Source organism: Thalassotalea sp. Y01 (genome assembly GCF_012932945.1).
In the GTDB taxonomy this organism is placed as follows: domain Bacteria; phylum Pseudomonadota; class Gammaproteobacteria; order Enterobacterales; family Alteromonadaceae; genus Thalassotalea_A.
The window spans coordinates 82951-96829 of record NZ_JABBXG010000001.1; the positions used below are offsets into that span (position 1 = coordinate 82951).

A 13879-nucleotide genomic window follows, 5' to 3' on the forward strand; every position below is an offset into this window, starting at 1 on the left:
GCTCTAGTTATCCATCACCACATCAGCAGCAACCGCTATCTGATAGATTATCTGAGTAAGATCTTTTACTGTTTGCATTGTTTTTGCGACGGCTCTTGGTAACACTAGGATTTGATCGCCCGGTTGCAGAACCAGTTTTTGCGCTGACGCAGACAACCAGCTATCACTGTCGTCATCATGAAACGACACCATGCCATTGGCATGAACAATTAAAATTCGCTCGAAATTGGCTCGGTCAGTATAACCACCTGCCCAAGCAATGTAGTCGGTAATACTTGCTCTCGGATTAAATACCACAGACTGTGGCATCAACACTTCACCGCCAATATGCACTAACTGAGTTTTCTCAGGGATGACAATGATATCGCCTTGCTCAAGGTTTATATTAGCAAGCTTGCCACTTTCAGAAACCACAACCTTACCTAGCGGGTCGACTTGTTTGGCTCGTTGCACAAAACTTGAAACCAATGACGCTTCTTGCACTTGAATACTGGATTCACCGGTTGATGTCGCCGGCGTGGTATAAACACTGCGTTCTAATCGGTCCAAGGCTTGATCGATCATCTCTTTTTGTTTTACAGCTACCGATTCACGTAAAATATAAATATTGTCGAAATCCGCTAGCTCAGGATCAATCTGTACATGATTCAACAGATCATATAACTTGGTTGGCTTTTGTGCGGTAAAGTAACTTGGCCCTAAAAAGCTGCCCTCTAATTTGATATCAAGAACCTGTGCATCCCAATCATCATTGAAAAACAATTTATCACCGTCACTCAATCTAAAATCAGAGAAGTCCTTTAATGGCATATACACCGAAAAAGGCCCGTCTTTGCGGGTGCCTATAACACCAACATGTGAAATTTTACTGAGCGGTTTTGAATACTTGGTCAACTCTTCACCACTGGCATCGTATTCAAGAAACTCAAAACGAAACGGGTTTTTCGCGCCAGTAGTCACCACCACTGTCGAGCCTTGGGGTTCAACTAAAATGACGTCTTTATCTTTGAAATTAACCGCTGGTATAATGCCATGGCGCATAAAGTCATATAAATCGATGGTTTCCAGTGTTTTGCCCTGTCGAACAATGCGAATGCGACGATAACTGCCACGCTCCGCATCAATGCCACCTGCTCGCTTTAAAAAGTACAAAATACTATCGGAAGCCATGCCTGCATATTGCCCAGGGCGAATAACCGGACCAGATATATAAACGCTGACCGGTGTTGCAGTCAGCAAGTTCACGTAAATTTGCACGTTTTGTTTATACACCGTGCGCAGCTTACTGGTGACCACTTTATTGACTTGGCTAGCCGGTACATTTTGCACCTTAATCGGACCAACCTCAGGAATAAAAATATTGCCTTGATTATCGACCGTGGTGACATCGGCATAATTAACCGCACCCCATAACCAGATAGATAACTTATCTCCTGGGGCAATAAGGTAGTCATCATTTAAGCCATCCATACGCTCAGACTCATAGCCGCCAGCAAATAAGTTTGCACCGTATGGTGCTGGTAAACCTTCTTCAACGATAGGCAGTAGCTTGGTGATATCTTGTTCACCTGGCAGTATGGTGTTATCTCGGTAAACTTGCATATACTCACCCTGAGATAGGGCTTGGGTATCCATGACTTGAGTCGATTCAGCACCTTCTAACTGAGTTAGCGCTTCATTCGGCGTCATCACACCTTGCAATGCTTGATTAGCCGCATCCATTTTTGCTGACTTGGGCAGTTCCGCTAGCGCGTTAACACTCGTCAAAAACATACCCAGCACGAGCGATTGCATCATCCTGTTCATCGCTAGGTTCCTTTATAATTATTATTTTGCATCAGTGGTGTGATGAAAAACCACTTATCGCTGTCTTTACAAGCTCGACGATTATTACCGTAATAATCAGACTTAGGGTTAAGCAATTGCAGGCCATCTTGGTGTTCAAATAAGCTGAAGGCAACACACCAACGTCCCATCGCTGAAACATAAGTATTCTCAACTAACACTTGCCCATATTCGGTAGAAAACTGTGTCCCCTCGTAGGCTTGATTAAAACCAATCCACATGGATTCAGGCAATAACTCTGCATTGGTGTATGCAACTTGGGATTGCTCGATAAGTGGACGTTGAGCACTGACTTCAGGAACTGAAGTGCAAGCACTCAAAAAAAACAGGCCAGTAAAGCCGATAATGCATCTTAAGTAATTCATATTTTTATAATTAATTGTTTTTGTCGCGACTCATCTTAGTTTAGTCCAAAATGCTATTCTTGAACATTATCCTAAGCTTAACTCGTTGATAGCGTATCAAACTCAGTTTCTACATATGCTGTTATCAGTAAGATAATGATAATTAAATAGTTTAACTATTGAGTTTTGATAAAATAATTCAGTGCTTTGGTGCTTCTCAGTACCGCGTTATATATTGCAAATATAAACAAGTACAGAGCAAACATTAGGCTCTCTGTAACGTGAAACATTTCCCCAGCAATACCTATTGCTGACAACATCACTGACATGGTCACAATAATGGCAAGGGTTTGCCGTTGGCTATAACCAAGGCGAAGTAAAATATGGTGGATGTGATCTCGGTCAGGTTTAAATGGCGAGTGGCCCTTTTTAACGCGACGAATAACGATAGCTAGCATATCCATTAAGGGAATAGCGGTAATAAATAACGCGGTAACGGCGCTAAAGGAAGGGTCTGCCCCTTGTGAGCCTTCAGCAAGTAGCCACACCACACTCAAACCGATAAACATCGAACCGGCATCGCCCATAAAAATCTTACGGGTTTTTCCCTCAGGAATACCAAGATTAAACAGCAAGAACGGCAAGATAGCGGTGGTGATAATCAAGGCATAGCTGGTGTGGTCAATTTGACCCTGCAAAATAAACAACACCGCGATGCTAGCAAAGGTGTTGATACTCAATGCCCCGACCAAACCGTCGATACCATCAATCATGTTAAAGGCGTTGATCGCAACAATGATAGCGAAATAGGTAAAAGGAATACCTAGCCAACCTAAATCAATCGCGCCTAATGCAAGTAAGTTGCCTAAATCCTGAATGTAGGCGCCTACGCCATATATCATCAAACTGGCAATAATTAATTGGCCAACAAGACGCACACTGACACTAAGGTCATACTTATCATCGACGGCACCAATAAATACCATCATCGCCGAAGCAATTAAGTACAATCGCAACTCTTGCGTATTAGGTAACCAAATAACGGTGGCAAACAATACCGCCAAAAAAATCGAGATACCACCGATTAACGGCACATTGCCGCGGTGTGTTTTTCGTGCTGAAGGGGTGTCAACTAGACCAAACTCGATGGCAATAGGCTTCATCGCTTTAATAACGATAAAAGCACAGAGAAACGCTGTTAAAGCAGGATATAAAAATAGTGATACGTTAGTCATGCCAACCTACCTGGTGACAGCTGTACTTTACTAAAAAAATAACCTTTCTCCCATTGCTTAACATCCTTATTAATCAGTATTTGTAACTGCTTTTGAACAAGTCAATATAATCCATGAAAGAAAATGTAAAGTATTTCAAAAGGATAGCCCAAAATACTAAGCACTTTATGAAAATTACGTTACAAACTTTTCAAATTAAGTTGCAAATTATAAAGATAAACCTCATTGATTTAAAGGACTTACCAACAATAACTTTGTAAATTTGTGTACATAAAACAAGTGTACAAAAAAACACAACCACTTTTTCTCACAATTGTACAACAATCCATATGTTTGCTGCACTACAAGCCATTGATTAACTGCTTTATTACAAACCCATATAAAAATATGTTTACAGCATTCTTTAAACGAATTGTTACAAGTTGGTTATCTTTGCTTGCAATTGCCGTTTGCACTGGGGTATAACATTGCGGATTTTAAAAATTTATAAAAACTGTTAGTTAAGGAAGTTTTGATGTCTAACACAAATTCAGGCACCATGTTTGGTCACCCGAAAGGTCTGTTTTTACTTTTCGGTACCGAAATGTGGGAGCGTATGAGTTACTACGGTATGCGTGGTATCTTTGTACTTTATTTAGTTGCCTTTGCCGCAAATTTTGGCTGGGATATGGCCTACTTTGGCATTGACCCTGCAGCAGCTGACGCGCAAGATCAATTAACCAAAGCACTTAATAAAAACGCTCTAGGTATATTAGGTATATACGCGTTTTGGGTATATGTAACACCTGTGCTAGGTGGTTGGATGGCCGATAACCACTGGGGGCAGCGAAAAGCCATTATTGTCGGTGGTGTGTTAATGGCATTAGGTCAATTTACACTAGGTACACCGCATTCAATGATTCCAGGTTTAGAAGTTGAATTCTTATACCTAGGTTTATTCTTACTTATCATGGGTAACGGTTTCTTCAAACCAAATATCTCTACCATGGTTGGTGATTTGTATACTGAAGGTGATAAACGTCGTGATGCGGCATTTACTATCTTCTACATGGGTATCAACTTAGGTTCTATCTTGGGCTACTTTGTCGTTGGTACTATCGGTGAAAAAATTAACTATCAATATGGTTTCTTAGTAGCCGGTGTAGGTATGCTGTTAGGTGTTATCCTGCAAATATCTATGTCGAAGAAATTCTTAGGTAATGTTGGTGTTGAACCAGCCGCCAAGAAAAGTGCCGACAATCAACAAGCATCTAATGCGCCATTAACCTCAGAAGAAAGAGATCGTGTTAAAGTTATTTTGATCATGTCTTTCTTCACCATTATTTTCTGGTTAGGCTTCGAGCAAGCCGCAGGTTCAATGAACTTATTTGCCAAACAAAAAACCGACCTTGTCATGTTCGGCTTTGAAATTCCAGCATCATGGTTACAATCAGTAAACCCTATCTTTGTTATTTTGTTTGCACCGATGTTTGCTGCAATGTGGCTAAAAATGGGAGCAGCAGAACCTAATTCTCCTAAAAAGTTTGCCATGGGTATGTTCTTCCTAGGTTTAGGTTTTATTTCTATGGTAATGGCAGCTATCCAAATTGGTGATAGCGATACCGCGAAAGCGAGCATTATCTGGTTAATTCTTGCCTATATGTTCCATACCATGGGTGAGCTATGTTTATCACCAATTGGTTTATCTCTGGTAACCAAATTAGCACCGCTGAAATACACCTCTTTATTAATGGGTATGTGGTTCTTCTTCTCTGGTGTTGGTAACTATGCAGCAGCATGGGTTGGTCAAATGGTTGGTGATGTAGGTCCATTCGCTGCATTTATGGGCGTGGCGATCATGGCCTTTGTTGCAGGTATCCTGTTATGGTTAATCAGCGGTAAGTTAGTTGACTGGATGCACGGTGCTGAAGATAACCAACCTAAAGATCTTACTGAAAAGATCGAAGAAGAGTTATCTGTAACCGGTACTCACGAAGGTATCAAAGAGCAACACTAATCAGTTAGCTCAAACAGACGAATAAAACGGAAGCCAATGCTTCCGTTTTTTTTAAGCTATACCATAACAAAAAATAAAGTGTTTACAAAAAGTAACATCTTATTACCTGTGAGTTGCGTAATGTATATACTCACCACACTATTGGTGAAATACGCTAATTGTTGATGCTGTGTCGTTAATCCGTCGATTAATTGCCAGCCACTGGTATTTGGAGTTTAAACGCGTTGTGAATCATTCATTAATCATTGCTATTACTGCCGCATACACCCTGACCTTTTCATCAGGCGTTGATGCAGCGAAACGAGATGTAAAAAACAGCACAACTGTTTCTACTGCACAAAGCGGCCAAGTTCGTAATGTTGATAACTTATATGCGGTAATTCTAAAAGGTGCCCCTTTAGCACAGGCGTCTTTACAAAGCCCAGCAAGTAATAACCTTAGTAACAAAGCCCAAGGCTTAGATATTAATTCGGCTCAGGCTAAGAGCTATATAGAGTCTCTTCGAAACAAACAACAGCAAGTCATTGATAGCGTTGCCAAGGTTAATAAAAACAACCAACCTAAAATCAAATTCTCATACCAGTTAGCGGTCAATGGTTTCACCCTTGTGCTTAATGATGAGCAGTTGCAACACATCTCGCAGCATGCGGATGTCAAATCAGTACACAAGATTCAACCGGCGCAATTGCATACCGATGTCGGTCCACAGCAAATTAGCGCCGATAAAGTTTGGTCAGGCTTAGACTCTGACGTCGGCTATCAAGGTGAAGGCACCATAGTTGGGATTATTGATACCGGGATTAATGCGCAACATCCGTCATTTGCCGAAATCGATGCAACCGGTTACCGCCATACCAACCCTCTGGGTGACGGCGTATTCCTTGGTGACTGTCAGCAATCAAGCTACCAGCGTTATTGCAATAACAAACTCATTGGTATTTGGTCTCATCCAGATATTACCAACACCACAACGTACTCTGGCGACGACCCAATTGGCTTGGATATTCAGGGCCACGGTTCTCATGTAGCCAGCACTGCCGTAGGCAATAAAGTCAATAATGTCCCTGTCTATAATGTGTTTGGCGATGCCACTCAAGAAACGTTTGGCAGTATTTCAGGTGTTGCACCACGTGCCAACATTGTCAGTTATCAAGTCTGTGACTTGCAAGGCTGTTGGCCAGACATCACCGCATTGGCGGTAGAGCACGCCATTGCCAATGGTATAAATGTATTAAACTACTCAATCGGTTCACCTGGGTATAGCCCGTGGCAAGCCATCGATGCCATGGCACTGCTTTCGGCACGTGAAGCTGGCATTCATGTTGCCACATCTGCGGGTAACAATGGTGCAGATGGCGCAGCAAGCATTAGCACTCCGGGCAACGCACCTTGGTTAACGTCCGTTGCTGCGACAACCCATGGCCGAAGTTATACCGCGAAAACTCTGATATTCAGTGGCGGCGACAGCTCATTAGCAGCGATCAGCGGTTTTTCTGCAACATCAGGCGTTAATGCACAAATCATTGACGCCGCACAATTTAATAATGGTGATTGTTTATCATCATTCGGTGCCGGTACATTAACCGGCAAAGTTGTCGTCTGTCGTCGCGGCGATGTTGCTCGTGTCACCAAAGGTCTCACCGCCTCTAGAGGTGGCGCGGCTGGTATGATTTTAATTAATACCGCTGACGGCAGCCAAACCCTGCATAACGACCACCACGTATTACCTAGCGCCCATATCGGTGCCGAAGATGGACAACGTCTGGTGCAATGGTTAGCAAGCGGTGAAAATCATCGAGTGCAATTTGACGGTTCTGAGATGGTCATTAACCAAAACAGTGGCGATGTTTTAGCAGGCTTTAGCTCGCGTGGACCCGAACCTGCATTTGCCGGTTATTTAGTGCCACATGTATCAGCGCCGGGCGTTGATATCTATGCCGCCAATGCCGAGCGTCAACCCTACACCAACCCAAACGTTGACTTTCCAGCCTATCGTTTTGAGAACGGCACATCAATGGCCAGCCCACACGTGGCGGGTGCATTGGCTCTATTGCATGGTTTGAAACCAGAATGGTCACCAGCAATGGCACAATCAGCATTAATGCTGACTGCCGATAACAGCGTCAAAAGCGAAGATGGTAGTGTACTTGATTACTACGATTTTGGCGCAGGTCGTCTCAATGTCGCTAATGCCGTGCGTTCTGGATTAGTGCTCGATGAAAATTACGATAATTATTTAAATGCCGACCCAGATTTTGGTGGTGATTTAAGCACCTTAAACCTAGCTGCATTAGTTGCCCAAAATTGCATGATCCGTTGCACGTGGACGCGTACCCTAACCGCGACAGAAGCGGCATCATGGCATGTACAAACATCATCAGTAACATCACAAATTAATGTACAGGTATCGCCAAGCAATTTTAGTTTGGCAAAAGGCGAGTCGATAGCCTTAACCATCAGCGCAGAAATAAATGAACGCTATCAAGGTGGAGATATAACTGCGGCAATCGCCTTGCAAACCGATAACAGCAATCTCGTTAATGTGACCTTGCCTTTAATCGCCTCGTTCAGAAAAGGTCAAGTACCAGACAATATTCGAATTACAGCGAATTCAGACAAAGGCGCACAAATTATTCCGAGCATTGTTACTGTTGGTGTGAATCATATTGAAGCGACTCACTATGCCTTAAATGCCATTGATATCTACAGTAAAATGCTAAGCCGCGATGACGCTGATGACAGCCCTTGGCCGTATAACGTGTTTAACGATCGCGACTCGCTGTTTTCTATGCCATTGAGCATTGGCTTTAATACCCGCTATCTCGAGGTAAATATCTTATCGACCTCGTCACCAGATTTGGATTTATACATTGGCTACGATCTAGACTTTGATGGTCGCCCAAGTGCCGATTATGAGATGTACGACTTGATTTGTTCATCGGCATCAATCATCACCCTTGAGTCATGTAAGTTAGAGTTTCCTCCGGTTGGCAACTACTTTTTGGCCATTCACAATTACGGTGACTATAACAACCCGAGCAATACGACAGATGAGATTGAATTTGAAGTGGTCATGGTTACTGAAGACCAGGACCAAGTAACGTCGAGCTTTATTGTCGCGCCGTTGCCATACCAAGACATACAGTTTCAATTACATTGGGATGCACAAATGCAGGCCGATAGCCAGTACATCACTGCGGTAGATTTGGCCAGCGGCAATGCTGGTGCTGCTATTAACGACATTGCCTTTTTCCCAGTACGTATTAATCGTTCACAACAGTCTTTATCACTGGCGTTAAGTAAAACCGATTTAGATGCGCAAGAAGTCTTTGATGTCAGCGTTAACATCGACGCAAATAACAGTAATAACAATAAAGACTACCAAATCGACATTGAATTGCCGCAAGGGTTTAGCTATGTATCTGCGACTGGCGAAACCCAGCTAAATGGCAACATGATATCCATTCAAACCCAACAAACGGTTGGTGCTAGCGCTAAATCCATTTCCCTAACCTTACAAGCTCCCGAACTTACTCGAGGCGATAGTTTTGTTATTGACTACCAATATGACGACGGTTTTGTGCAATACAATGAAAGTACAAGAGAAATCATGGTCTATGCCTATCCAAGTGCAAAAGTAAATGGTGAAGAGATATTGGCTTTGACTGTCACCGCTGGTGAGCAGGTCACCTTAAGTGCAGCACAAAGCACCAATCCCAATCCAGGTAGTGATTTAATCTATCAATGGCAACAAGTATCTGGTCCACTATTGTCGCTAACCAATACTAACCAAGAACAACTGACGTTTACCGCACCAGATGTGAGCAGCAACAGCAGTATTGAAATACAACTTATCGTCAATAGTCGCGGTAGAGAGTCACAAACCACGACCACGATAACGGTGCAACCAATCGCTCAACAACCGGCGCCAAAGAGTGATTCATCTGGCGGTGGCAGTACATCGCATTGGTTATTAATTTTACTAATAGGCGTACTGCTAGTACGAGTCTCTAATAATCCAAAAGCAGAGCACACATTACAATCTTTCAATAGCGATTAATCCCCATATCAACCTCAATAAAAAGGCCGATGCACTTAGCAACAGGCCTTTTTTGTGCTCCCGTTATTTACAGTTTTTTACGGTATTTTCATTGCGTTACAAATATTCAATCGTTACTGATTAAGGGCGTTAACAAGCGCTAGAGGTTTTTACACTTTTTAACAACTCATTTCACCTCGATAACTTACTCTGGTTTGTGTCAAAAACCATGTCCCCTGGCTAATAACAATAATTTTAGGGGCTAAAAGATGAGAAGATCAATGAGTAAGAATTTAAATAAATCCTATTTAGCTTTATTAGTCGCCTCTGCTCTATCGCTTACCGCTTGTGGTGGCGGTGGCGGTGGTGGCGGTACGGAAAAGAAAGAGATAGAGCCACCAACAAATAACGCACCAACGATCAGCGGCTCACCAAGCCTTAGTATTAACGAAAACCAAAGTTATAGCTTTAGCGCTAATGGTGCTGATTCAGACGGCGATGCACTAACCTACTCAATCGCCAACATGCCGCAATGGGCAACGTTTGATTCAGCGACAGGTACCTTAGCAGGTACGCCGGGTAATGCCGACGTAGGCACGTATACAGGAATAACGATTTCCGTATCAGATGGTACCGACTCTAGTAGCCTTAGCCCTTTTAATATCACCGTAAATGATATTTTCGCCTTACAAGGTTCCGCCACTTTAGAGGTTACTGTAGACGAAACCAATGTGTTTACCCCTACCTTAGTTGATCACGTTGATGCCGACTTTAGTTTCAGCATAGATGGCGCACCAGAATGGTCAGGTTTTAGTTTTGACAGCACAACCGGTGAGATTTCAGTTAACGCAAGCGCAGATAATGTCGGCACGTATAGTGTCACCATCACCGCCAGCAATGGCGTTAATTCCTCATCTCATAACCTAATCATTACCGTCATCCCTGGTAGCATCTTTATTAACGGTAAAGTCATCGACGGTTATATTGCCGGAGCGCATGTATTTTTAGATATCAACAACAACATGATGTTTGACGAAGGCGAGCCAAGTGCGATGTCAGGCAGCCAAGGTGAATTTGCTTTAGAAGTTGCCGGTAACCTTATCAATAACATCAAACGCAGTACCTTAGTGGCAGAACTTGGTAGCGGATTAGGTATTGACGCCGATGATATCCATCGTTTCGACGATGATTTTAAAGCGCTGCCTATCAAAATGATCAGCTACCCTGTGACGGATTTAAGCAATATGGCTGACGGTCTGACCGCTTATATCACACCATTTACCCATTTAATTCATCAAGAAATCCTAACCTCTGCTGGCGATAGCTTTGAGTTGCTTGATAATGAATTATATAGCCTAATCATGGAGCAAGCGGTCGAGCGTGTATCAGGTGTCTACAGCGTTGACTTACAGCTAGCAACGTCTGACTTCATGAGCCCTGAAGTACCAAGCAACAGCCGCAATGAAATTGCCGCGGTTGCCAAAGCGGCTCTTGAAAAACTGCAAAATGAAATCAACGATTCTGACAATGACGGCATTAATAACGCCTTTGATGACCTACCATTGAACCCTGACTACATCAGTGATATTGACCAAGACGGCTTGGGTGATTGTGAACGTGTCGCCGAAGATGTCACCTGTCAATCAGAAGACGAAGATATTGATGGTGATGGCATTGCCAACGCAGACGATCCAGAACCTGCGATTCCAGCCGGTTTAGCTGTATTTGAGCCGGTACCGGAGGCCCGCGTACCAGGCTATGACATGTGTGTTGGTTTGGTAAGCCAAGATAAACTGCTGTGTTTAAATAATTATCAATGGTCTGTGGTTGAATCTATTAAAGGCGAACCATTACCACTTTCGCGTGATTCTATTATTAAATCCGGTGATTCTGCCGCGGCTGCCGGTACGTGTGCCATTGCTAATAACGAAGTGTATTGCTTGGATGGCAAGTTTCGTTTTGACTACGCTGGTGCAAATCCAGTGAGTTTGAACCCAACTGAATTAGAGACTGGCTACTTAAACATGTGTTTTCTTGATGAAACCGGCGTTAAGTGTTTCGGTGGCATAGAAAATAGTATGCCGGAAGGTCTAACGAATGTCAGCACGTTAGAGTTATCTTCGGGTAATGCCTGTGTTATCTCTGAAGTTACAGAAAATGAGCAAACCTCTAATGCGATAACCTGCTGGGGTGGTGATGAATACGCTCTAACCTCGGGTGTGCCTGAATTTAGCAACCCTACTGAGCTCTACGGTAGCTTAGTTAACATGTGTGCAGTAGATGACAATGGCATCAAGTGCTGGGGTAATCCAGATTATGGCTTAGACAAGGTTAACCATGCATCAACAGCACTGTCTAATATCCGCTTAACCTCAGACAGCCTGTGCTTTATCGATGATCAAATCCCATATTGTTATGGTAGCAACGATCAACGAACCAATATCACTGCAACAAAAGATTACTATAATGATCAAAGCGGTGAACTACTTGTAGCACAAGGTGAATTAATCGCGCCATATGAAGACACATTAACCAAGTTTATTGAAGGCGTACATCAAACAAAAGTCGTACAATCGCCGGTTGTGTTTAAGGCGGAACAAACCGCTGAATATGCGTTTAGATTAGATAATTACGCAGCCAATAGTTGTTTGATCAGCGAAGGCATTCTGAGCTGTGATAGCCAAAAAATCTGTGGCTTCGACAAAGAAGATGTGTGGTCGTGTAAAATGGTAGAGTTTGATTTCAGTGCGGTCGATTTTGATGTTAAAACCGTTATCGATAACAGCTCGACTATTTGTGCTATTGGTTCATTAAAGGCCTACTGTGTTGGTGAATATTTCTCAGGTGAAATCAAGCTTAACTAAATTTTACGCTTAGTTAAAGCGTATTTAAATCTAAATTCGCCCTTGAGCAACAAAACATAAAAAGCCCTCTATTGTGATATATGGAGGGCTTTTTTACTGCAATAGTATCTCAATGACGGCTTAGAGTGCGTCGAATAGCACCCAAAACTCTTGCCACATACTTCTTGATTCTATGGCCTGGTTTCGTATTTGTTGCAACTGTTGCTGGGAATACCAGTTGCCACTTTTTACCACTGCGTCCGGCTCTTGTAACACACTTAAATCCTCTATTGGATTAGATTTTGAATAGATAAAATCCGCACGATATTTTGGCGCTATAGTGCCAATTTCGTTCGCCATATTTAGCGCTTTCGCCGGATTAATGGTTGCCGCCTGTAATACCTCATACGAGGTTAATCCGGCTTGCTGTAAAAGCTGCATTTCATTATGGGTTGCAATACCATGTGGCGATAACAAGACACCAGAATCAGAGCCAACCAATAAAGACACGCCACTTTGATGCAGTTTTTTGGTGATGGATATTAAAAAGTTCAGTGTTTTTCTATTGTGTGCCGCCATATCGTCAGAGGCATTTAGCCAACGTTTGACCTGATTGTTTTTGGTTTCAAGGCTGATAATATCAGACGTATAGTGTTGTGAGGTTTTGCTTAGGTGGTCCTGTTTATCGCTACTTAACTTAGTCAGTTGCTGAAAAATATTCAGTGTTGGTGTGATGGCCACTTCGGTTGCCTTTAGCTCGGCAATAATCTCGGGTAATTGGTCCGCATCAAACTGATGATTTAGCGGCCCTTGATAAATATCTTCTACATGCTCAAAAGACTGTAACCCGGTTAATGCGGACACCGACATGGTGCCTGATGCGTGCGGGCCATGCTTAGCAATAGGCATATTGAGCTTCTGCCCTTCCTCGACAATGGCGGCTAATGCCTGTTGATTAAGGTTTCCGTAGGCTTTTATCACGTCGTAGCCTTGCCTATGATAGGCTCTCACAGCCTCTCTAGCTTGCGCTGCTGTTGTGACGCTATGCTGTAAATAGGCATCCTCATAGGCAGAAATGATCGGACTGCTGACCGTTGACGTGCTGCCGATTAAGTCGCCAGCGTTTACTTGCTCACGCCAAATCAATTGCTCAGCAACGCCATTCATGATGCGCACATGAGTTACGCCATGACTCAACGTTAAAGCATACGATGCTTTTTCGTAGATATGCACATGCATATCAATAAGGCCAGGGGTAAGGTAGCCTCCGTTACCATCAATGTAAGTAAGCTCAGTTTTGGGGTAACGTGGTAACTCATTGCTAACATCATTTATGCCAGTAATATCGGTGATTACACCGTTTTCAACACTAACGGTTTTATCGCGGTGAATGATTTGCTTTTCAACATCAACGATATGCACATTACTGAGCACAAAGCCGCTAGTCAATGCTGCGGGCTGTGTTCTTTTGGTGCTGACTTTAGCACTGTTTGGGGCACTGCAACTTGCCGTGCAGATTAATAAAATGACGATAAAATATTTCATGGTTAACTCCTTAAACTCGATGTTTAAACGTT

7 protein-coding genes are annotated in these 13879 nt (G+C 43.0%); 3 read left to right on the plus strand and 4 right to left on the minus strand.

Annotated elements, in window-relative coordinates:
• Nucleotides 1–3: 3 nt before the first annotated feature.
• The 3 genes from HII16_RS00360 to wecA form a co-directional block, all read right to left on the minus strand.
• On the minus strand, nt 4–1806 hold the full coding sequence (locus tag HII16_RS00360) for a polysaccharide biosynthesis/export family protein (protein WP_248289459.1): 1803 nt from the start codon (nt 1804–1806) through the stop codon (nt 4–6).
• 2 nt (nt 1807–1808) lie between these two features.
• Nucleotides 1809–2210, minus strand: a complete 402-nt coding sequence (locus HII16_RS00365) for a hypothetical protein (protein WP_169126429.1) — start codon at nt 2208–2210, stop codon at nt 1809–1811.
• A 155-nt stretch (nt 2211–2365) separates the two neighbouring features.
• Complete coding sequence (wecA, locus tag HII16_RS00370) at nt 2366–3424, minus strand: UDP-N-acetylglucosamine--undecaprenyl-phosphate N-acetylglucosaminephosphotransferase (protein ID WP_169126430.1); 1059 nt, start codon at nt 3422–3424, stop codon at nt 2366–2368.
• Nucleotides 3425–3938: 514 nt separating this feature from the next.
• Here wecA and HII16_RS00375 point away from each other — a divergent pair.
• The 3 genes from HII16_RS00375 to HII16_RS00385 all read left to right on the plus strand — a co-directional run bounded on the left by HII16_RS00375 (nt 3939) and on the right by HII16_RS00385 (nt 12323).
• Nucleotides 3939–5420, plus strand: a complete 1482-nt coding sequence (locus HII16_RS00375; protein ID WP_169126431.1) for a peptide MFS transporter — start codon at nt 3939–3941, stop codon at nt 5418–5420.
• A 226-nt stretch (nt 5421–5646) separates the two neighbouring features.
• The gene (locus HII16_RS17005; protein WP_169126432.1) at nt 5647–9480 is read left to right on the plus strand and encodes a S8 family peptidase; all 3834 of its coding nucleotides are present in this window, start codon (nt 5647–5649) and stop codon (nt 9478–9480) included.
• A gap of 260 nt (nt 9481–9740) precedes the next feature.
• The gene (locus tag HII16_RS00385) at nt 9741–12323 is read left to right on the plus strand and encodes a putative Ig domain-containing protein (protein ID WP_169126433.1); all 2583 of its coding nucleotides are present in this window, start codon (nt 9741–9743) and stop codon (nt 12321–12323) included.
• 120 nt (nt 12324–12443) lie between these two features.
• Here the strand turns inward: HII16_RS00385 and HII16_RS00390 are convergent, their stop codons facing one another.
• On the minus strand, nt 12444–13847 hold the full coding sequence (locus HII16_RS00390) for an amidohydrolase family protein (RefSeq protein WP_169126441.1): 1404 nt from the start codon (nt 13845–13847) through the stop codon (nt 12444–12446).
• Between the last annotated feature and the right edge of the window lie 32 nt (nt 13848–13879).